Origin of the sequence: Sphingomonas sp. Leaf208 (assembly GCF_001421415.1) — a bacterium.
Lineage (GTDB): Bacteria > Pseudomonadota > Alphaproteobacteria > Sphingomonadales > Sphingomonadaceae > Sphingomonas.
Genome location: NZ_LMKH01000001.1, coordinates 240060 through 262016 on the forward strand (window position 1 = coordinate 240060; position 21957 = coordinate 262016).

Here is a 21957-nt window from a genome sequence, read left to right on the forward strand (position 1 = left end):
CAAGCTTACTGCACTTCGTTAGCCTCGACCTCGAGCGCGGCTCCGGCATGCATCTTTGGCAAAACCGCCCCGACATGCGCCTCGCCTCGAGCCTCGGCCAGCCGCACCTGCCGCTCGCGCTCCGCATAGCCCGCCCGCTGCGTCTCATCCCGCGCATCATGACACGCCGGGCAACTCACTCCCTCGACATACAGCGGCGACGAACGATCCGCCACGCTCACCGGCATCCGGCAAGCATGGCACAGCACATGACTTCCCAACGCAAGCCCATGTCCGACCGCAACCCGCTGATCGAACACGAAACACTCCCCCTCCCAAAGGCTCTCCGCCTCGGGCACGGTTTCCAGATATTTCAGGATGCCACCCTTGAGATGGTACACCTCGTCCAGCCCCTCGGCCTTCAGGAACGCGGTCGACTTCTCGCACCGTATCCCCCCGGTGCAGAACATCGCGATCTTCGGCGGCGTGCCGTCCCCGACCAGTTCGTCACGATGTTCCCGAAACCACGCTGGAAAATCGCGGAACGTCCGCGTCTGCGGATCGACCGCGCCGGCAAACGTCCCGACCGCGACCTCATAGTCATTGCGTGTATCGATCACGATCGTCCCAGGCTCGGCGATCAGCGCGTTCCAGTCCTCCGGCTCGACATAATGGCCGACGCCCGTCAGCGGATCGATCGCGGGTTCGCCCATTGTCACGATCTCGCGTTTCAGCCGAACCTTCATCCGGTGAAACGGCATCGTCTCCGCGCGCGATTCCTTGACGTCGAGATCGGCAAATCCCGGCAGCGCGCGGATATGCGCGAGCACCGCATCGATGGCCTTTTCGGACCCGGCGATCGTCCCGTTGATCCCCTCCGCGGCGAGCAGCAGCGTCCCCTTCACCCCGTTTGAACAGCAGGCGAGCGCGAGCGGCGTCTGGATCGCGGCAATGTCGGCGAACGGCGTGAAGCGGTACAGCGCCACGACGCGGATGGGCAGGGTTTCGATCATCGGTCTATCGTGCAGGGGAGGGGGTGCGCTCCCTTAGCGCAAGTCGCCCGCCACGTCAGCCTGCGGTGACGATCATCCCGTCGACCACCGCGACGGGCCATGGCGTCAGCCGCGTGCCCCCGCACGGTCCGCCGACGCACGCGCCGCTGTCGATCTCGAACAGCGCGGAGTGCCAACTGCATGCGATCAGGTCACCGCCCGGCGTGAGATAGTCGTCGAGCACCTGCGCGAGCGGCAGGCCCATGTGCGGGCAGCGATCGACATAGCCGAACGCCGCATCGTCCTTGCGTACGACGAACCCGTGGAAGCGACCGGCGCGCATCTGGAGTACGAAGTTCCGCGCCTTGCCGTCGATGATTGCATCGAGCGGCGCGAGTTTGATCCCGCCGGGCGTCGCGGTCAGCCGTTCGCTATCGCTCATGCGCGGTCGGCGTCGGGCTGGCGGTCCGGATGTGCAGCGGCGAAGGCGGGGAGGGCGCGGGCCTTGTCAGCGGCGGCTATGAGGCGGGGGTAGGGCGAAAGATCGACCGCGAACCGCTCGGCCGAATAGACTTGCGGCACGAGATGACAATCGGCGATCGTCGGTGTCGCACCGAACGCGAAGCCGTCACCGTAGCGCGCGATCAGCGTCTCGAGCGCAGCGAACCCATCGCCGATCCAGCGCGCGATCCAGCGGTTCACCGCAGCCTCGTCCGCCCCGAACTCGGTGCGCAAGGCGCTCAGGATGCGGAGATTGTTCACAGGGTGGATGTCGCAGGCAACCGTCGCCGCCATAGCGCGGACAATCACCCGGTCATTCGCGCCAACGGGAAGCAGCGGTGGATCGGAATAGGTCTCGTCGATCCATTCGAGGATCGCGGGGCTCTGAGTCAGGATCGCGTCGTCAGTCTCCAGCGCCGGCACGAGTCCCTGCGGATTAAGCACGCGATACCCCGCCTCGCGTTGCGCACCTGTGCGAAGGTCGTGCGTTACCTGCGCATACGCCACGCCCTTCAGGGCCAGCGCGATGCGGACGCGGTAGGCGGTGGTCGAGCGCCAATAGCCGTGCAGCGTCAGGCTCACTTCGGCAGGATCGCCTTGGGGAAATCCGACCAGACCGCATCATAATCGAGTTGCGAATGCTCGATCGCATAGGCGGTCGGCTTGTACGGCCAGCAGCTCTCCAGCATGAACGCCATCGTCCCGTCGATCTTGTGCGGCTTCAGGTCGGCTGCGCTCGCACCCTGCCAACTGGCCAGATCCGGCCCGTGACCCGACATCAGGTTGTGCAGCGAGATGCCGCCCGGCGCGAACCCCTCGGCCTTCGCATCGTACGCGCCGGTGATCAGCCCCATCGCTTCGGACATGACGTTGCGGTGGAACCATGGCGGGCGGAACGTCCCCTCGGCGACCATCCACCGCGGCGGGAAGATCACGAAATCTGCGTTTGCGCGACCGGGCACGTCGCTCGGCGAGGTCAGCAGCGTGAAGATCGACGGATCGGGATGGTCGAAGCTGACCGTGTTGATCGTGTTGAACCGCGACAGGTCGTAGCGCCACGGCGCGAGATTGCCGTGCCACGCGACGACGTCGAGCGGCGAGTGATCGAGCGTAGTCGTCCACAGCGACCCCATGAACTTCTGCACGACCTCGACCGGCTCGTCGCGATCCTCGAACCAAGCGACCGGCGTCTCGAAATCGCGCGGGTTGGCAAGGCCATTGGCACCGATCGGACCGAGATCGGGCAGGCGGAACAGCGCGCCGTGATTCTCCGCGACATAGCCGCGCGCTTCGCCATCGGGGAGTTCGGCGCGGAAGCGGACGCCGCGCGGGACGAGCGCGATCTGGCCGGGGGCGATGTCGATCCGGCCGAGTTCGGTCAGCAACCGGAGCCGTCCGGCCTGGGGGATGAACAGCAGTTCGCCGTCCGCATCCATGAACACGCGGTCGGTCATGTCGGCGTTTGCGGCATACACGTGCAGCGCGACGCCTTCGAGATCGGCGGGATCGCGGTTGGCGAGCATCGTCGTCATGCCGTCGATCAAATCAGTGCCGGGGGCGGGGGCCTCGATCGGGTCCCAGCGCAGGCGATTGGGTGCTAGCGGCGCGTCGGTGGTGCCAGGCGCGAACCGCTGGGCGCCGGCGTAGCGCTCGAACGGCGGATGCTCGGCGGTCGGACGCATCCGGTAGAGCCAGCTGCGGCGGTTCTCATGCCGGGGCGCAGTAAATGCGGTACCGGAGAGCTGCTCGGTGTAGAGGCCGAACGCGGGACGCTGCGGCGAATTGCGGCCGATCGGCAGCGCGCCGGGGATCGCCTCGGTCGATACGTGGTTGCCGAAGCCGGGCTGGTACTCGGTCTGGCCGGCGGTCTCGCCTGCGGCGTTGGTCGGCTGGTGGATTGTCATGGCTTCCTCTCCGTCACCTGTTCCGATCAACGCCCGAACCGCCGGCCATTCAAACTCTTTCTTGTCCCCCTCCCCCGGGGAGAGGGAGGGAGACGCGCGCTTGCGCGGCGGAAGGGTGAGGGCACGTGCTGGCGTCGCGCGTGCCCTCACCCTCGGCGCTGGCGCGCCTTTCCCTCTCCCCAAGGGAGAGGGTTTAGAATTTACGCGTCGACCGTGATTACGCCTCTACGGATCTGATCCAACTCGATGCTCTCGTACAACGCCTGGAAATTGCCGTTGCCGAAGCCCTCATTCCCCTTGCGCTGGATGATCTCAAAGAAGATCGGCCCGAACATGTTCTCGGTGAAGATCTGCAGCAACAGCCCCTCCTCGCCGACATTGCCGTCGATCAGGATGCGGTTGCGGCGGAGGCGTTCGAGGTCGTGGCCGTGGTTCGGGACGCGCTTGTCGACCAGCTCGTAATAGGTCTCGATCGTGTCCTGCAGCTTGACGCCGCGGGCGCGCAGCTTCTCGACCGTCTCAAAGATATCGTCGGTGGTAAGCGCCAGATGCTGGATACCCTCGCCGTTGTAATCCTTGATGAATTCCTCGATCTGGCTCTTGTCGTCCTGGCTCTCGTTGAGCGGGATGCGGATCGCGCGGTCGGGCGCGATCATCGCCTGGCTGAACAGCCCGGTCGCCTTGCCCTTGATGTCGAAATACTTCTGCTCCTCGAAGCCGAAGATCTGGCCGTAGAACTCCGCCCAGGTCCGCATCTGGCCACGCTTCACATTGTGCGTGAGGTGATCGAGCAGGTCGAGCCCGACGTTGTTCTCGGCCTCGGCTTCGGCCGCGCCCGGAACCGCATTCCAGTCGTCGTACAGGCTGCCGGCCGCGCCATGCTTGTCGACCAGATACAGTAGTGAACCGCCAATCCCTTCGAGCACATAGCTGCCCTCGCCGAGCGCGCCCATGCTGGCATCGGCCGCCCTAGCGCCGCGTGCGAGCGCCGCGTCGAACGCTTCCTTGGCGTCATGGACGCGGAACGCCATGCCGCTCGCTGACGGGCCATGATCCGCGCGGAACGCCGCCGAATGGCCGCCGTCCTCGCGATTGAGCAACAGGTTGATCCGGCCCTGCTTGTAGCGCGTGACGGCCTTGGTCGGGTGGGTCGAGGCGGCGACGAAGCCGAACTGCTCGAACTGCGCGGCCATCCGGTCGGGATCGGGCGAAGTGAATTCGGCGAACTCGAACCCGTCAAGACCCATCGGGTTTACGTCCATATGGTCCATGATCACATCCTGACAGTTGGTATCCGTTGTTACCAATCTGGCGGGTTGAACAACTGGTGTCAATCGTTACGATTTCCACATGGCTCACCGTGCACTCGTCCTGGACGATTTCATCCCGTATCGCCTGTCGATCACCTCGAACCTCGTCAGCGAGGCGGTGGCCGATACGTATGAGGCGCTGTTCGGGCTGACGATCCCGGAGTGGCGGCTGGTGGCGGTGGTCGCCGAGGCGGACGGCATCACGCAGCAACAGGTCGGCCAGCAGACGCGGATGGACAAGGTGACCGTCAGCCGCGCGGCGATCGCCTTGGTCGAACGCGGGCTGATGCAGCGGCATGCGAACCCGGAGGATCGCCGCTCGCATCTGCTGAGGCTGACCGACGACGGTCACACGCTCTACGCGTCTGTCGCACCGAAGGCGCTCGATCTGGAGCAGCGCATCTTCGCCGGGTTCTCAAGCGCGGAGGTCGAGCAGTTCGTCGCGATGCTGCGGCGGATCGATGCGGTGACGATCGACTTGGTTCAGGACTCCCACGGCGGCGTTGGCGACCAGAGACCACGCAGGTAATCGAGTAGTGCAGCGGTACCCGACGACACCGGGCCGCGCGCATGGACTGCATAGATTCCGACGTCCGCAGACCCGGCCAGTTCCGGCAGGATGCGGACGAGGCGGCCACTCGAAAGGTCCGCGCTCACGTCCCACAGCGAGCGCAGCGCGATGCCGACGCCAGCCAGCGTGAGTTCGCGGACGACTTCGCTGGAGTTCGTCGCGACGTAGCTCGGACGGTCGATCGTGACGTCGCCATCGGCTCCGGCCAGGCGCCACGGCATCTGGCCTTTCGCCGCGAGCAGGCGATGTTCCGTAAGGTCGGCCGCACCGCGCGGGGCACTGTAGCTCGGTGCGGCGCAGAGGACGCGACGGCTGTCGGCGAGGCGATGGCCGGTCAGGCTTGGCGGCACGCCGGGGGCGATCCGGATCGCGAGATCAAGCCGGTCGCCGATGACGTCCGAAAAGCCGTCCGACAGATCTAGGTCGAGTTCGATCGCAGAGTGCGCGTCGAGGAACGGCTTCAGGTGGGGCGCGATATGGAGACGGCCGAACGAGGTTGGCGCGCTGACCCGAAGCGGCCCCGCCGGCGTCTCGGCGCGGTCGGACACGCGCGCCTCGGCATCGCGGATCGCGGCTAGGATCTCGACCATGTCGCGGTGATACGCCGCCCCGCGTGCTGTCAGATCGAGCCGCCGCGTCGTCCGGTTGAGTAACCGCACGCCGAGCCTCGCCTCAAGCCGCGCGATGCGCTTCGAGACCATAGCCGGCGAGATACCCATCGAACGCCCCGCCGCGCTGAGGCTGGCGGTGCGGACGACTTCGGCGAAGAGGACGATGTCGGGATCCATTCGTTCTCCATGCGATCAACAGCTTTCCGTTTATACTGTCTAGTGGCGAAGGTGGCGGGCGTCTATCGTCCCGACAGAGCATAGGAGAGCAGCATGACCGAGATGATCGAAAAGGCAGGCCTGAAGGTCGCCGCATCGCTGGTGGACTTCGTCGAAACGCGCGCGTTGCCGGGGACGGGGCTTGAAGCCGCCCCGTTCTGGAAAGGCATTTCCGATATCTACGCGCGGTTCGCGCCGGAGAATGCGGCGCTGCTCGCGGTTCGCGACGACCTTCAGGCCAAGATCGATGCCTGGCACGAAGCCCGCGTCGGCAAGCCGATCGACCAGGCTGAGTATCAGGCGTTCCTGCGCGAGATCGGCTATCTGGTCGACGAGCCTGCGCCGTTCGCGGTCGCCCCGACCAACGTCGATGCGGAGGTCGCCTCGCTCGCTGGCGCGCAGTTGGTGGTGCCGATCCTAAACGCCCGCTTTCTGCTGAACGCGGCGAACGCGCGTTGGGGGAGCCTGTATGACGCGCTCTACGGGACTGATGCGATCCCGGGCGCGGCGTCCGGCAGGGGGTATGATGCGACGCGAGGTGCGCAGGTAATTGCGTGGGCGAAGGCGTTTCTCGACGATGCCGTACCGCTGGCGAACGGATCGTGGACCGACTGGACGGGTGGCACGCCTGAGCTCGCCGAGCCGAGCCAGCTCGTCGGGCATGCGGGCGACAATATCCTGTTGCGTCACAACGGCCTGCACATCGAACTCGTGATCGACTCTGAGCATGCGATCGGTCGCGACGACCATGCGAACCTCGCCGACGTCGTCCTCGAATCCGCACTCAGCACGATTGCCGATCTTGAGGATTCGGTCGCCGCGGTCGATGCCAAGGACAAGGTGGCCGCCTACGCCAATTGGCTCGGCCTGATGAAGGGCGACCTGACCGCCAGCTTCGACAAGGGCGGTCGCACGGTCACGCGCGCGCTCGAACCGGACCGGCAGTACACCGCACCCGACGGAAGCGCGTTCACGCTCCCCGGCCGCAGCCTGATGTTCGTCCGCAACGTCGGCCACCTGATGACGACGCCGGCGATCCTGCTCGCGGACGGCAATGAGGCGCCCGAAGGCATCCTCGACGGCATCGTCACGTCGCTGATCGCGCTGCACGACCTGAAGGGCACCGGCCCGATCCGCAACAGCCGCGCGGGCTCGATCTACATCGTCAAGCCGAAGATGCATGGCCCCGACGAAGCCGCCTTCACCAACCGTCTGTTCGACGCGATCGAGGATCTGCTCGGGCTCGCACGCCATACGATCAAGGTCGGCGTGATGGACGAGGAACGGCGGACCTCCGCCAATCTCGCCGCGTGCATCGCCGCGGTGAAGGACCGGGCCGTATTCATCAACACCGGCTTCCTCGATCGTACCGGCGACGAGATGCACACCTCGATGCGCGCCGGCCCGATGATCCGCAAAGGCGACATGAAGGCCTCGTCGTGGATCAAGGCGTATGAGGATCGCAACGTCCAGATCGGGCTCGCCTGCGGGCTCAGCGGCAAGGCGCAGATCGGCAAGGGCATGTGGGCCGCGCCCGATCGGATGGCGGACATGCTCGAGCAGAAGATCGCGCATCCGATGACCGGCGCGAACACTGCCTGGGTACCGTCGCCGACCGCGGCGACGCTGCACGCGACGCATTACCACCGCGTCGACGTCTTCGCGCGGCAGACGGAGCGGCAAGCAGAACCGATCGCGTCGCTCGATGCGCTGCTGACGATCCCGGTCGCGACCGGCCACAACTGGCAACCCGACGAGGTTAGCGAGGAACTCGAGAACAACGCGCAGGGCATCCTCGGCTACGTCGTGCGCTGGGTCGACCAGGGCGTTGGGTGTTCGAAGGTGCCCGACATTCATGACATCGGCCTGATGGAGGACCGCGCGACGCTGCGGATCAGTTCGCAGCACATGGCGAACTGGCTGCTCCACGGCATCGCGACGCCCGACGAGGCGGATGCGGCGCTGCGACGAATGGCGGCGAAGGTTGATGCGCAGAACGCGGGCGATCCGCTGTACCGGCCGATGGCGGGGCATGAGGACGACAGCCTCGCATTCCAGGCCGCCCGCGCGCTCGTGTTCGATGGTCTCGCGCAGCCGAGCGGTTATACCGAGCCGCTGCTCCACGCGTTCCGCGCGCGGGCAAAGGAAAGGGACGCTTCCTGATGCCGCTCTACGAGATCGAGGGTAAACGGCCGACGCTGGCCGACGACGTCTGGATCGCGCCGTCCGCCGACGTGATCGGCGACGCGCGGCTGGGGGAGGGGGTGAGCGTCTGGTTCGGCGCTGTGATCCGTGCCGACAACACGCCGATCCTCGTCGGTGCACAGACCAACATCCAGGAGGGCGCGATGCTGCACTCCGATCCCGGCGCGCCGTTGACCGTGGGGCAGGGCTGTACGGTCGGTCATCATGCGATCCTCCACGGCTGCACGATCGGCAGCAACGTGCTGGTCGGGATGGGGGCGACGATCCTCAACAAGGCGGTGATCGGCGACGATTGCCTGATCGGTGCGAACGCGCTGGTGACCGAGGGGAAGGTGTTTCCTGCCGGGAGCCTGATCGTCGGCGCGCCAGCCAAGGCGGTCCGCGAACTGACTCCGGAAGCGATTGCCGGCCTGAAGATGTCGGCGGCCGGTTATGCAGCCAAGCAGCGCGTTTACGCCGAGGGCTTGAGGCTGGTCGAAGTCTAAAATCCTCCCCCGCCAGGGGGAGGTGGCGCTGAAGGCGACGGAGGGGGAGGATACGGAACAGACGTGTCGCCTGCCTTCCCCTCCGTCTGGCAAGTGCCAGTCACCTCCCCCTAGCGGGGGAGGATTATTCACTAGAAGCTCAGCCGGCCACCGAGCGACAGCACGACGGCCGACGCATCGCGAAGTGCGCCGGAGGTCAGGATGTTCGTCTGTGCGGCGGTGCCGACATAGGCGGCCGTCCTGCGGTCGATCGTGGTGTTTTCGAAATCGACATATTGCGCGGCGGCGTCGAGCGCGATGCGCGAGGTCAGCTGGTACGAGCCACCCGCCGCATAGGTCCAGCGGTCGGCGTCGGGTACGCGGGCATCGCGCAATCCGTCCTGCGTCGGCGTCTTGGTACGCTGGACACCCGCGCGGATCGTCGCTTTGGGGGTGACGGCGTAGTCGAAGCCGCCCGCGAGGCTCCAGCTGTCCTGGTAGTTTTCGGGGATCGCGGTGTTCAACGGCGCGCCGAGATCGATCGTGTCGAACTTGCTCCAGTTGTAAGCGACGACCTGCGCGTTGAGCGTCAGCGCGTTGGTGGCGCGGATGCGACCAGCGACGATCACCTGGCCCGGCGTGTTGAAGCTCGCCTTGGCGCCATCGATCGAAACGTTCGAGCTTGCCAGCGGACCGACCAGTCCGGTGACGTTCAGGCTGCCCTTCAGATTGTGGCGGATGCTCGACTTGTAGCTGACACCGACGGTGGCGAAGTCGTTGTGCAGCTGAACGCCTGCGGTCCAGCCGAAGTCCCAGCCGTCACCCTTCAGCTCCTGGAAGCCGTCGGGCAGCGCCGCCGACAGGTTGGGGAGCGCATTGTTGAGCGTCGCATCGGTATATTCGACGTTCAGCGCACCACCGACACGCAGCCAGTCGGTCACCGCAACGCCGATCGACGGTTGGATATCGATCGTCCGCAGCCGCGTCTTGTCCGCGCTGTAGCGTGCCCAGCTGTTCGCTTCGTAGTTGGTTGTGAAGCTGAAGGGCGACGTCACCGCGACGCCGATCGCGATCCGGTCGGTCAGCGGATAGGCGATCGCGCCCGACGGAACGACACCCTTGTTGATCGGATCGCTCGACGTACCGTTGCCGCCGACCGGCGCGTAATTGAACCCCGTTGGCCGGCCGGTCGTCGGCGAGAAGATCGGGCGGCCGATGAGCGTGCCGGTGTCGACGACGTCGCCCTTGGGCAGGATCGCGCTTGCACTCAGTGTCGCGCTGCCGTCGCGGATACCGGCGATCGCGGCCGGGTTCCACCACAGCGAGTCAGGGCCGGTATCGGCGCCTTCACCCGAGAATGCGCGACCGGCGCCGCGTGCGGACTGTGCCTGGAGATAAAAGGCATCAGCATAGGCGGTGCTGGCAAATCCGAAAGCGGAAACGAGTGCTGATACCGCCAGAAGCGGAGCTTTGGTGCGAAGCGTCATGGGTAAGGTCCTGAAAGCTATACTGATAATAGGGAGGTGGAAGCCGCGCCTCAGCGCACGCGGGTCCAGGTCTGGGTCTTGCAGAGCGGGAAGAAGACGCAGCCGCGCAGCTTCAGCTGGTTCGCACCGAGCGGCGTGATCTTGCCGCTATACGTCTTGCCGTCCTCGGCGTTGTAGACTTGGCCGCTGCTCCAGACGCCGCCTGAGTCAGACTTGAACCCGCTGAGCATCTGCAGGCCCTGGATCGGGCGGTTGCGCAGCGCGGTGTTGGAGTTGTTCGCATCCTTCATCGAAGGATTGGCGCGCAACGCATCGGAGGTGAGGATTTTGCCGCAGATCGACGGGCCACAGCGGGCGATCTCGACGACGGCGTTGTGCGTCTCGGTCTTCCAGCGGCCGATGACGGTCTCGGGCGTGGCGGACGCGCCGGCGAGCAGGGCGGTGGCGATCAACAGGGACATCTTCTATCCTCTCCTAGTGTCGTTGGGTGCGCCGTATGCGTACGGTCGCTAAAATCTCGTAAAGTCGCCGACGTTACCGCGACCTCGTTGCCGTATACGGCAGTTATCGGTCCCGACTAGAATTGTACGAAGACAAGTCAAGTCTTCTTACTGATTTCGTGCGGTGAAAAAGTGTTCACGTGCCTTTCCCTGTCATTCCCGCGGAAGCGGGAACCCATATTGGCTGACGTTGCGATCGTGCACATAGGCCAGCCAGTATGGGTCCCCACCTGCGTGGGGATGACGGAGATCAGTTCCGCAGCGGCTTGCCAGTCTGCAGCATGTGCACGACTCGCGCCTGCGTCCGCGGATCCTTCACGCTCGCCATGAACGCCGCGCGCTCCAGATCGAGCAACTGGTCCTCGGTCACATTGTCGACCAGATCGGCCTCGCCGCCGGTGATCACCTCGGCAAGCCGATCCGCGACGATGAGGTCGTAATCGGTCGCCATGCCCTTCTTGTGGAAGTCCGCGACCGCCATGTTGAGACCCGTCCGGCCGCTCGCGCCCGCCAGGCGGAAGGTCGGCTTCTCCGGCGCGACATAGCCTTCGACCAGCGACAGCGCCTTGGCCTTCGCATCCGCCAGCAACCGGTCGCGGTTCATCGTGATGCCGTCGGCCTTGCGCAGGATCATCATCTCCTTCGCCTCCGCTGCCGACTTGGCGACCTGCGCGGTGGAGACCGCCTGGAACACCTTGGTCAGCACCGGCATCGGCCCGTTCGGCAGCGTGCGCGACTTGGTCCAGCGGTCGAGCATCTCGCCATTGCCGCCCCAGCCGGGGACGAGCCCGACGCCGCATTCGACGAGGCCTGCGTAGGTCTCGGCATGCGCCTGCACCGCGTCCGAATGGAGCAGGATCTCGCACCCGCCGCCGAGCGCCAGCCCGGCGGGCGCGCTGACGACCGGGAAGGGCGCGTATTTGAGCGCCTTGTACGCCTGCTGACCGCCCGAGACGCTGGCCTCGACCATGTCCCAGAGGCCCGCACCGACCGCGAACATCGCCGCGCCGAGGTTCGCGCCCGCCGAGAAGTTCGACGCGTCGTTATACACCACCAGCGCCTTGAAGCGCTCGCGGACGACCGGGATCGCTTCGTAGATGAGCGCCACGACCTGATCGTCGAGCGCGTTCATCTTGGTGTGGAACTCGAGCGCCGCGACGCCGTCGCCGACGTCCCAGAGCGACGCTGACAGGTTTTGCAGGATCGGTTGCGAGCGAAGCTTGATGTCCTCGAGCAACTCGACGCCGTCAGCGCGCGGCACGTCGGCATACTCACCGCCAGCCGTGAGGTACTGACGCTGGCCGTTCTCTACGCGGTAGAACGGACGATCGCCCGCGGTCGTCAGGATCGCAGGAACGTCGCGACCTTCCTCGGCGAGGCGCGCAGCGAGCACGCCGGGCCCCATCCGGTCGACCAGCTCGAACGGCCCGTATTTCCAGTTATAGCCGAGCTTCATCGCATCATCGATCGCGACGACATCGTCCGCCGCCTCGCCGACGAGCATCGCCGCGTAGGACAACGTGTTGCCGAGGATTGACCACGCATAGATGCCGATCTTGCCCGGCTCCGCGATCAACGCGGCGAGATCCTTGCCGGTCTTGCCCGGCAATTCCGCCGGCTTGGCTTCAGGGCGATACTCGCCGGTCGCGAGATCGAGCGACAGCTTAGTGCGGGTCGCCTTGTCGAACCGGTAGAAGCCACCCTTGCCCTTGCGGCCGGTGAACCCGTCCGCGATCATCTTGTCGACCAGCGGCAGCGGGCGGACCGTATCGAAATACGGATCGCCAGCCGGAAGCGTGGAGGAGAGGCTCTTCGACAGCAGCGGCATGAGATCGACGCCGACGAGGTCGACCAGCCCGAAGATCCCGGTCTTCGGCACGCCCATCGGACGGCCACCGATCTGGTCGGCTTCCTCGACGGTCAGCCCCTGGTCCATCGCCGCGTTGATCGCGATCGCCAGCCAATAGGTGCCGATGCGGTTCGCGATGAAGCCCGGCGTGTCCTTCGCGCGGACGATCCGCTTGCCCATGAAGCGATCGACGAAATCCTCGACCTTCTCGGCGACCGCGACGTCGGTTGCCACGCCGCGGACGATCTCGACCAGCCGCATGTAGCGCGGCGGATTGAAGAAGTGCGTGATGAGGAAGTCGGCCTTGAACTGGTCCGAGCGCCCCTCCACCAAGTTGCCGAGCGGGATCGTCGAGGTGTTCGACGACACCGCGGTGCCGGGGCGCTTCAAAGTCTCGAGCTTGGCATAGAGCGCCTGCTTGATGTCGAGCCGTTCAACGATCGCCTCGACGATCCAGTCACACTCGGCGACGCGATCCAGATGATCGTCGATGTTGCCCGTCTCGACCAGCTTGGCCGCGCGCTTCGACATGAAGGGGGCGGGATCGGTCTTGAGCATCTTCGCGACCGCGCCCTTGGCCACTGCGTCACGATCGTCACCGTCGCGGGGGACGATGTCGAGCAACAGCACTGGGATGCCGGCATTGGCGATCTGCGCGGCAATGCCCGCACCCATCACGCCCGCGCCGATGACGCAGACCTTCTTGACCTGATCGACCATTATGCGCGCTCCAGCACCGTAGCGATGCCCTGACCGCCGCCGATGCACTGCGTGGCGAGCGCATAGCGGCCGCCTTCACGCGCTAGCAGCGATGCCGCCTTGCCGACAATCCGCGCGCCGGTCGCGCCGAGCGGATGACCGATCGCGATCGCGCCGCCGTCGAGGTTGATCGTCTCGTCCTTCAGCCCGAGGTCGCGGATGCAGGCGATCGCCTGGCTCGCGAACGCCTCGTTGATCTCGACCACGTCGAGGTCCGCGACGGTGATCCCGGCACGCTCCAGCGCCTTCTTCGACGCACCGATCGGGCCAAGCCCCATCGTCTCGGGCGCGCAACCCGACACGCCGATCGACTTGATCCGCGCGAGGATCGTCAGACCGTGCTTCTTCGCGAATTCCTCGGAAGTCACCAGCACTGCCGACGCACCGTCGGTCAGCGGCGACGACGTGCCAGCGGTCACCGAACCGTCCGCTCTGAACGCAGGCTTCAAGCCGGCGAGCGCTTCGGTGGTCGTGCCGGCGCGGATCGTGCCGTCCTGGCTGACCGGGCCCGCCTTCGTCTGGATCGTCACGATCTCGTCGGACAAGCGGCCATCGGCGCGCGCAGCCGCCGCCTTGTCCTGGCTCTTCACCGCGAACGCATCCTGCTCGGCGCGGGTGATCTGGTACTGCCGCGCGACGTTCTCGGCGGTCTCACCCATGCCCATGTATGCGCCGGCGCTCTTCTTCGCGAGCTCGGGGTTGGGGAGGGGGTTGTAGCCGCCCATCGGTACGCGGCTCATCGATTCGAGGCCCGCGCAGATAAACGCCTCGCCCGCGCCGACCGCGATCTGGCCGTAAGCGATGTGGATCGCGCTCATCGACGAGCCGCAGAACCGGTTGACCGTCATCCCGCCGACCGAGATCGGCAGGTCGGCGATCTGCGCGATCAGTTTGGCGACGTTGAGGCCCTGTTCCCCCTCGGGGAACGCGCAGCCGAGGATGATGTCCTCGATCTCGGCCGGATCGACGCCGGTCTTGTCGAGCAACCCGCGAATCGTCTGTGCGGCGAGATCGTCCGGACGGACGCGGGCGAGTTCGCCCTTGCCGGCGAGGTGGAACGGCGAACGGGCGTACCCGGCGATGACGACGTTGGTCACGATGATCCTCTCATATTGCGGTCGACCCGGTTAACGCTTGCGGGTTACCCTTAAGGTGCGATACCTCACCTTTACGTCAAGGTGAAGCGGCCGACAATATGGCTTACGCACACTGAGCAATGGAGAGCGAGATGCAGGACACTTCCGGGGGCAAGGCGATCGGCGTTCCGCTGCTGGGCGAGCCGCGGCTGCTGGGCGACATGCTCGACCTGTCGGTACAGCGGTTCGGGTCGCGCAACGTGCTCGACTTCATGGGCCGGACGCTGACCTATGCCGAACTCGGCGAGGCGGTGGATCGGGCAGCGCGGGGGCTCCAGGACATGGGTGTCGTCAAGGGCACGCGTGTCGCGCTCTGCCTGCCGAACACGCCCTATTATCCAATCCTGTTCTTTGCGATCCTCAAGGCCGGCGGCGTCGTCGTCAACGTCAACCCGCTCTATGTCGAGCGCGAGCTTGCGCATCTGCTCGAAGACTCCGGCGCAACGATCATCGCCACCTGCGACATCGCCGAGATCCACGCACGCGTGCTCAAGGTCGCGGGGCAGATGGGCGTGAAGCACGTCATAACCTGTCCGATCGCGGGCGCGCTGCCGACGCTGAAGTCGATCGCCTACCGCATCTTCAAGCGCGCCGAGATTGGCCATGCGCCTAGCGATGCGCGCCATTCCACGTTCGACTCGCTGCTCAAGGCGAAGGGTGCGCCGTCCCCCGTTACCGTTTCCCCGGACGAGGTCGCGGTGCTGCAATATACCGGCGGCACCACCGGCGAGCCCAAGGCAGCGATGCTCAGCCACGCCAACCTCGTCGCGAACGCCGACGCGATGGTAGTGTTCGTCGGTGGCGAGCAGCCCCACCAGGACCGCGTGCTCGGCGCACTGCCGCTGTTCCACGTCTTCGCGCTGACCACAGTGCTGACCTATTCGATCCGCACCGGCGCAGAGATGATCCTGTTGCCGCGCTTCGAGCTACAGCAACTGCTCAAGACGATCGAGCGGACCAAACCGAGCTATTTCCCCGCGGTGCCGACGATCTATGCGGCGATTACGACAGCCGCCGAGACGCAGAAGATCGACCTGTCCTCGATCCACGCCTGCATCTCGGGCGGGGCACCGCTTCCTGCGGAGGTGCGGATCGCGTTCGAGGCGGCGACCGGCGCCAAGCTGTGCGAGGGGTATGGTCTGTCGGAAGCTTCGCCGATCATCACCTGCAACCCGATCGATGGCCTCAACAAGCCGGGCTCCGCCGGGCTGCCCTTTCCCGGCACGACGATCGAGATCCGCGACCGCGAGGACCCGACCCGGCTGCTGCCCGTAGGTGAGAATGGCGAGATCTGCGCGCGTGGGCCCCAAATCACGCAGGGATACTGGCACAAGCCCGCCGCCACCGCCGAGTTGTTCGCGGATGGCGCGCTACGCACCGGTGACGTGGGCCACCTCGACGCGGACGGCTATCTGTTCATCGTCGACCGGATCAAGGATCTGATCCTCGCCGGCGGGTACAACGTCTATCCGCGCGTGATCGAGGAGGCCTTGTACGAACACCCCTCCGTGCTCGAAGCCGTCGTCATCGGCGTCCCCGACAAATACCGCGGGCAGGCGCCGAAAGCGTTCGTCGTGCTGGCCGAAGGTGCGGCCGCTACCCCGCTCGAACTACGCGATTTTCTCCGCGACAAGATCAGCAAGATCGAGCTTCCCCGCGAGGTCGAAATCCGCGACAGTCTCCCCAAGACGCTGATCGGCAAGCTATCCAAAAAGGAACTTGTCGCTGAAGAGACCGCAAAGGCGGCGGCGTCGGAGGCGAGGGGAGTGGACGCGTGAACGACCGACAGGACGATCTTACCGGCATACAGGAAGTCTCACGCATGCTCGGCGTGAGCGCGCGGACGCTGCGGTTCTACGAGGACAAGAGGCTGATCGAGCCCTGCCGGATCGGCACCACGCGGGTCTACACGCGGCGCGAAGTCGCCCGGATGCAGCTGATTTTGCGTGGCAAGCGGCTGGGTTTCACGTTGCGCGACATCGAGGAATTTCTCGACCTCTATGACGCCGATCCGCAGCATGTAGAGCAGATGCGTGCGCTGGCGGAACGGTGTCGCCAGCGGATCGACCTGCTCGACGCGCAACGCGAGGCGATCGTCCAGACGCGGGATGAGTTGGAGAAGATCGAGCAGGAGGCTCTCGCGCGGATTCCGGCGGGAACGGTTTAAGGCCTGCGGGACGCGGCCCCCCTGAAATTGCACCACCCCTCGAAACTGCCCCACCCCGGCGAAGGCCGGGGCCCAGTTGGAGCGGTGGCAATAACGAAGCGTAGCGCCATTCAGCGACGTCTCCCAACTGGACCCCGGCCTCCGCCGGGGCGGGGTTTGTCGGTGTGATCGAGGGGCACTAAAATCCTCCCCCGCCAGGGGGAGGTGGCTGGCACTTGCCAGACGGAGGGGGAGGACACGGAAACTGATGTTCCGTGTCCTCCCCCTCCGCCACCTTCGGTGCCACCTCCCCCTTGCGGGGGAGGATCGGGAGTCCGCCCCCGAAGCTTAAAGCCCGACCACACCCCCATCGGTCTTCGTGATCACGATCGTCGCAGACCGCGGCCGCGAAGGAGCCGTCACCGTACCCGCCTGGTTGGCAGGCCAGCTGCTCGTAATGTTGGTCGGCCCGCCATTCTCACCCGGATGCTGAATGTTCACGAACAGCGACCGCCCATCCGGCGTCGTATGGATACCGGTGATCTCGCACTCCTTCGGCCCGACCAGGAAGCGACGCAGTGCCGCCCCAGGTGCCTTGCCGACGCGCGTCGTCACCGAGCCGGTTGCCGCACCGATCGTGTTGGTCACCGTCCGCGTGCCGCCATCGTTGACGATCCCCGGTACCGAGGCGAGCAGCATGCAGTTGGTGACGTCCGTGAATGCGCCGTCATCCGTCTCGATCCACATCACCGGTGCGATCGTCCCCGAAGCATTGCTCGGCAGGCCGAACCACAGGCCGTCGGGCGACGAGAAGTCGTTGGTCGCATCGAGACCCGACAGGTTGATGTTGGTCGCATCCAGATCGGAGCCGGCACCGAACGCGTAGATGTCCCAAGCGAACGTCGTTGCCTCGGATGTGTCACCGGTCTCGCGCAGGCGGATGATGTGGCCGTTGGCGTTACCCGTGGTCTGGCCGCCCGTGGTCTTGGGATCGACATAGGCGCGCGGGTTGGGCGCGTCCGCGGTAGCCACCGTCCGCGACGAGTTGTTGGTGAGCGTGCAATACATCTCGCCCGTTGCAGGATTGACCGCCGTCCACTCCGGCCGATCCATCCGCGTCGCACCCAGCGCATCCGCTGCCAGTCGCGTGTTGATCAGCACATCGACCTGGCTCGAGAACGGATAGGCTGCGTTGGCCGAGGTGAGGGGCCCTTGGCCGAACACCAGCGGCAACCACTGGCCGCTGCCGTCGGCTGCGAGCTTCGCGACGTAGAGCGTTCCAGCATCGAGATACTTGTCACCGATCGCGAGACGGTTCGCGGCGCTCGCATCCGCCGCAGACCAGGGCGTCGCCGATACGAACTTGTAGATATACTCGTTCTGCGCATCGTCGCCCATGTAGAAGGCCGGCTTCACGCCAGCGATCGTCCGCCCGATCTGGCAGCCTTCATGGTTCATACGGCCAAGCGCAGTCCGCTTGCGCGGCGTCGAGGCCGCGTCGAACGGATCGATCTCGACCACCCAGCCGTACTGGAAGATCTCGTTGCGGAAATCGCCCGTGCCGTCGGCCGGCGCGCTGGCCTGTGCGGTGATGTTCCAGCGCGAATAGATCGTGCTGGTCGTGTCCGTCGGCGTGACCGTCGACCACCCATAGTTGCCGCCGGTGTTGCTCTCGCCCTTGCCGTAGCGCGTCAGCGAGGTGTTCGCCTTTACGCCCACGGGGCCAGTTGCCGCGCGCCGCGCCGCGTCGCCGACCTCACGCTTGAAATAGCCGACCCAGTTCTCTTCGTTTGTCAGGTACGTGTGCCAAGGCATTGTACCATTGGCGCAATTGTTGATCGTGCCCCGACCCGTGGTGGCATCCGGCGAATAGCGCGTCTTGAGGCTGTCGGCACCGCGCACAGGGCCCGAGAAGCTCATCGGCGTCAGCGGGGTAATACGGCGGTTGAAGGACGACGCGGTCGTGTAGCTCCAGGCGGCGGCGCGGTTGACCTCGATCACCGACACGCCGTGGCACTCCATCTCCTTCAGCGCTTCGGCTTCGGGACGGGCGCCTGCGGTCGTGGTCGGGCCGTTCGGATGGAGATAGGCTTGCGTGATGTTCTCATGGTTGAGCACGAGCAGGCCGCGCGTGTTGCCGTTGGCGTCCGGGGTACCGGTGGCCGACATGCCGAAATAGCTCATGCCATCATGATGATCGCCCGCACGCTTCGAGAAGGTCGTGTCGGTGCCATCATTGGCATACGTGCCGACCCCGCTGCCGATCGGATCGCCGAGCCGGTACAAGACCGTCACCGCGTAACCCGCAGGAACCGCAACGACATCCGCGAGGCTCTTCGCAACCGCGGTGAAGCCCAACGAGGCCGCGCCGACGGTCACGCTGGTCGTAGCGCTGACCGAACCGCTGGCCGATACTGCGGTAAACTGGAAGCTGAGGACGGTCCCGGCAGCAGCACCCGGTACGACGAAGGTCGCGGTGGCGGTCGAGGCACCGGCGAGCGTGACGGCGGGGCCGGCGGTCTGCGTCCAGGTCACGCTGTCGACTTGGCCGATCGCCGCACCGGTCAGCGTCGCGACGCGACCCGCGGTGGAACTGCCACCAGCGGTCGCCGTCACCGTGACGGGGCTCGAGCCGTTGCCGTCATTGTCGTCGTCGCAGCCGGTCAGCAACATGCCGCCGAACACCGCCGCAGCGGTCGCGGACATGCCGCCCATCAAGGTCTGGCGACGCGAATAGCGCGACTCGATCAGGTCGTTGATATGCGGATTGGCGGTCGGGTTGGTATCGATATCGCCGTCGGTATAGATGGTCTCGAACGTCATGCTTGGTCCCCCCGGGGATGGTTGCGTGGTGTGTAACGATGCGTGGAAATCAGAATTTCGCGCCCAGCTCGACGCCGTAGAAGCGTGGCTCGCCGGCTATGTAGGTCGGGATGCCGAAGCCGCCGCCAGTGTTGCCCGCGTCGATCAGGTAGCGCTTGTTGGTCGCGTTCCGGACGAACCCGCCGACGCTGTAGCGACCTTGCGCGAACTCGATCCCGGCGCGGGCGTTGACCAGCGTGTAGCCGGGCGTGCTGATGGCCGGGTTGTTCGGCAGCTCGAAGAACGCCTTGGTGCGGTAGGTAACGCTCGGCGTGGCGTAGACCGTCGCGCCGCCGACCGGCAGGCGAAGGATCACGCCGCCCGACGCGGTCGTGTCCGGCTGGAGGCGGAAGCGGTTGCCGGCGAACACACCGTTCGCCGCTTCGTCGCCGATGCCACCGTCGATGTAGGCAAACGTCCCGAATACCGAGAGATACGATGCGAGCTTCAGATTGCCTTCGAGCTCGACGCCGAGGTTCTTGGCCGATCCGGCGCTCTGTGTCGTCGTCACGCCGTTGTTCGTCACAGACACCTGGAAGCCGTCATAGGTCTGGTAAAAGACCGATGCCGCGCCGCTGAACGGGCCGACGCGACCCTTGATGCCGCCTTCGTAGTTCCAGACGTTCTCCTGCGGTACGACCTGCAGGTTGGGACCGACCCCAAACGCGGTGCGCTGAGCGGCGAGCTGGACCACCGGCGAACGGCGCCCCTTGCTGATCGTCGCGTAGAGATTGACCGCGTCGTTGAGCTTCAGCAGCGCGTTGAAGCGCGGCAGGATCGCGGTGAAGCTCTTCTCCGCGACGAACTTGTTGCCGTTGGTGTTGGCCGTCCCGAGCAGACTCGACTGGATGCCGAGGGCTGCCAGGATCACCGAGTTCGGCTGGACCGACGAATAGCCCGACTGGCGGTCCTCGATCAGGATGCGCGCGCCGGCGGTCAGTTCGAGCGCGGGTATTGGAATGTACGTCGCGTCGGCGAACACGGAGTAGGTGTCGTTGTTGCCGTAGTTCGTGAACTCCGCGGCGTAAGGTATTGCGGTAGCACGACCACCCGTGAGCGCTGCGGTTGCGCGCGTCGCCGGAACCGTGCCGTTCGGTGCCACGCATCCTGTCCCGGTCGGGATGCCCGCGCCGTTCAGCGCCGCGCGGATCGGGGCGTAGGCCGCCGCAACCGAGCAGGCGAGATACGTACCCTCTTCGGTCGCGAACGGGACGCGCTGGAAGCCGTTCTCGAAGAATGCGTTCCAGCCGACCGAGGCGCGGTACTTGGGCCCTTCGAAAGCAAAGCGGCTCTCATGGCTCCACTGGTCGCCCTTCGCGTCTTCGGCGAACTCGAGATACGCAGCGGGGCCACCATCGGCGTCGAACACTTCGAGTGCGTCGAACTTGCGATACCCGTTGACGGTGGTGAAGGTGATGCCCGGCGACAGGTCCGCGGTGATCGTCAGGTTCGCGTCATAGACGTTGCGGTCGAGACCGAGCTTGCGTGCGCCGAGAGCCGCGGCGCTGTATGGCGAGCCGGAGAGTTCCGCGTAGCCATAGTCGCCGGTCTGGCCGCCGGTCGGGGCATGCGCGCGGCTTTTGAACGCGGTGCCGGGGTTGCGCTGTCCGTCATAGGTCAGGACGAGGTCGGCGGTGATGCTGTCGCTCGGGCGATAGCGGAGCGAGCCGCGGATGCCGCGCTGGTCCTGGCCGTTCAGATCGTCCTGGTCGACGCCGCCCTGGTTCTGGTTCGGCACGTTCGCGTCGCCGGCGATGTTGCGGACGTAGCCCTTGCGATATTTATACGCGAAGGCGATGCGGCCGGCGAGCACATCGTTGCCCGCATTCAGGAAGCCCGACACCTGGGTTCGGTCGAAATTGCCGTACGTGCCGTTGATCGCGCCCGACACGCCGGGCTCCGGCTTGGCCGAGACGAGGCTGATCGCGCCGACCGCAGCCGCGGTGCCGAACAGGGTCGCCTGCGGACCCTTCACGACTTCGATCCGCGAGAGGTCGAACAGGTCCTGGTACGCGCCGCGCGAACGGCTGATGTCGATGCCGTTGTAATAGAGCGTGACACGCGCGCCCTGCTGCGACGAGCCGTTGTCCGAGGTGATGCCGCGGATCACGAAGCCCGGGTTGTTGGCGCTCTGCTCCTGGATCTGGAGGCCGGGAATATAGGCGGCGACTTCGCTCAACGAGTTGACGCCGATCGACGCCATGCGAGCGCCAGTCAGCGCGGTGACGGTAATGGGGACGTCTTCGATCCGCTGTTCGCGCTTCTGCGCGGTGACGACGATCTCGTCGTCCGACGTTGCGGCTTCGGTTTCGGCTTGGGCAGTGGCTGGCGTGCTGGCTTGTGCGAGCGCCATGGTCGAGCAGGTCGTGGCGAGCGTCGCAACCGCGAGCCGCGTGAAGATACGTGTCATTAAGTCCCCCGTGTCGTTGCCGTCGCACTACGGGGGCGAGGTGACGTTTCGATGG

The 21957-nt window shown here is 65.7% G+C and carries 17 protein-coding genes; 5 read left to right on the top strand and 12 right to left on the bottom strand.

Features of this window, described 5'->3' with window-relative positions; genetic code table 11:
• Positions 1-5: 5 nt before the first annotated feature.
• The 5 genes from ASE69_RS00945 to hppD all read right to left on the bottom strand — a co-directional run bounded on the left by ASE69_RS00945 (position 6) and on the right by hppD (position 4647).
• On the bottom strand, positions 6-992 hold the full coding sequence (locus tag ASE69_RS00945) for a rhodanese-related sulfurtransferase (RefSeq protein WP_056481648.1): 987 nt from the start codon (positions 990-992) through the stop codon (positions 6-8).
• Between the two features lie 55 nt (positions 993-1047).
• Positions 1048-1413 (bottom strand): Rieske (2Fe-2S) protein, encoded by a 366-nt coding sequence (locus ASE69_RS00950; RefSeq protein WP_056481651.1) that lies wholly within the window; start codon positions 1411-1413, stop codon positions 1048-1050.
• The gene (gene maiA, locus ASE69_RS00955; protein ID WP_056481654.1) at positions 1410-2054 is read right to left on the bottom strand and encodes a maleylacetoacetate isomerase; all 645 of its coding nucleotides are present in this window, start codon (positions 2052-2054) and stop codon (positions 1410-1412) included. Before maiA ends, ASE69_RS00950 begins: the two co-directional genes overlap by 4 nt.
• The gene (hmgA, locus tag ASE69_RS00960) at positions 2051-3376 is read right to left on the bottom strand and encodes a homogentisate 1,2-dioxygenase (protein ID WP_056481657.1); all 1326 of its coding nucleotides are present in this window, start codon (positions 3374-3376) and stop codon (positions 2051-2053) included. Before hmgA ends, maiA begins: the two co-directional genes overlap by 4 nt.
• Positions 3377-3576: 200 nt before the next feature.
• The gene (gene hppD, locus ASE69_RS00965) at positions 3577-4647 is read right to left on the bottom strand and encodes a 4-hydroxyphenylpyruvate dioxygenase (RefSeq protein ID WP_056481660.1); all 1071 of its coding nucleotides are present in this window, start codon (positions 4645-4647) and stop codon (positions 3577-3579) included.
• A gap of 79 nt (positions 4648-4726) precedes the next feature.
• Here hppD and ASE69_RS00970 point away from each other — a divergent pair, with 79 nt between their 5' ends.
• Entirely contained in the window at positions 4727-5215 is a 489-nt protein-coding gene (locus tag ASE69_RS00970) for a MarR family winged helix-turn-helix transcriptional regulator (protein ID WP_056481664.1), read from the top strand.
• On the opposite strand, the gene ASE69_RS00975 is transcribed toward ASE69_RS00970, so the two are convergent.
• Positions 5170-6045 (bottom strand): LysR family transcriptional regulator, encoded by an 876-nt coding sequence (locus tag ASE69_RS00975; protein ID WP_056481667.1) that lies wholly within the window; start codon positions 6043-6045, stop codon positions 5170-5172. The genes ASE69_RS00970 and ASE69_RS00975 overlap by 46 nt on opposite strands.
• A gap of 102 nt (positions 6046-6147) precedes the next feature.
• On the opposite strand from ASE69_RS00975, the gene ASE69_RS00980 reads away from it, so the two are divergent.
• Both ASE69_RS00980 and ASE69_RS00985 read left to right on the top strand, forming a co-directional pair.
• Entirely contained in the window at positions 6148-8247 is a 2100-nt protein-coding gene (locus ASE69_RS00980; protein ID WP_414882898.1) for a malate synthase G, read from the top strand.
• Positions 8247-8774 carry a gamma carbonic anhydrase family protein gene (locus ASE69_RS00985; RefSeq protein WP_056481672.1) on the top strand — a complete coding sequence of 176 codons (528 nt, stop codon included), beginning with the start codon at positions 8247-8249 and terminating at the stop codon, positions 8772-8774. The genes ASE69_RS00980 and ASE69_RS00985 overlap by 1 nt, the downstream gene beginning before the upstream one ends.
• A 131-nt stretch (positions 8775-8905) precedes the next feature.
• Here the strand turns inward: ASE69_RS00985 and ASE69_RS00990 are convergent, their stop codons facing one another.
• From ASE69_RS00990 to ASE69_RS01005, 4 genes are all read right to left on the bottom strand, one after another.
• Positions 8906-10240 (bottom strand): OmpP1/FadL family transporter, encoded by a 1335-nt coding sequence (locus ASE69_RS00990; RefSeq protein ID WP_056481675.1) that lies wholly within the window; start codon positions 10238-10240, stop codon positions 8906-8908.
• Positions 10241-10290: 50 nt separating this feature from the next.
• The gene (locus ASE69_RS00995; protein WP_056481678.1) at positions 10291-10701 is read right to left on the bottom strand and encodes a DUF2147 domain-containing protein; all 411 of its coding nucleotides are present in this window, start codon (positions 10699-10701) and stop codon (positions 10291-10293) included.
• 289 nt (positions 10702-10990) lie between these two features.
• Entirely contained in the window at positions 10991-13309 is a 2319-nt protein-coding gene (locus ASE69_RS01000) for a 3-hydroxyacyl-CoA dehydrogenase/enoyl-CoA hydratase family protein (RefSeq protein ID WP_056481681.1), read from the bottom strand.
• Positions 13309-14445 (bottom strand): thiolase family protein, encoded by a 1137-nt coding sequence (locus ASE69_RS01005; protein ID WP_056481684.1) that lies wholly within the window; start codon positions 14443-14445, stop codon positions 13309-13311. The genes ASE69_RS01000 and ASE69_RS01005 overlap by 1 nt, the downstream gene beginning before the upstream one ends.
• A 131-nt stretch (positions 14446-14576) precedes the next feature.
• Here ASE69_RS01005 and ASE69_RS01010 point away from each other — a divergent pair, with 131 nt between their 5' ends.
• Positions 14577-16262 (top strand): long-chain-fatty-acid--CoA ligase, encoded by a 1686-nt coding sequence (locus ASE69_RS01010; RefSeq protein ID WP_056482920.1) that lies wholly within the window; start codon positions 14577-14579, stop codon positions 16260-16262.
• Positions 16259-16651 carry a MerR family transcriptional regulator gene (locus ASE69_RS01015; RefSeq protein WP_056481687.1) on the top strand — a complete coding sequence of 131 codons (393 nt, stop codon included), beginning with the start codon at positions 16259-16261 and terminating at the stop codon, positions 16649-16651. Before ASE69_RS01010 ends, ASE69_RS01015 begins: the two co-directional genes overlap by 4 nt.
• A gap of 327 nt (positions 16652-16978) precedes the next feature.
• On the opposite strand, the gene ASE69_RS01020 is transcribed toward ASE69_RS01015, so the two are convergent.
• Positions 16979-19453 (bottom strand): PhoX family protein, encoded by a 2475-nt coding sequence (locus tag ASE69_RS01020; RefSeq protein ID WP_056481690.1) that lies wholly within the window; start codon positions 19451-19453, stop codon positions 16979-16981.
• 49 nt (positions 19454-19502) lie between these two features.
• Positions 19503-21902, bottom strand: a complete 2400-nt coding sequence (locus ASE69_RS01025) for a TonB-dependent receptor (protein WP_056481693.1) — start codon at positions 21900-21902, stop codon at positions 19503-19505.
• Positions 21903-21957: the final 55 nt, after the last annotated feature.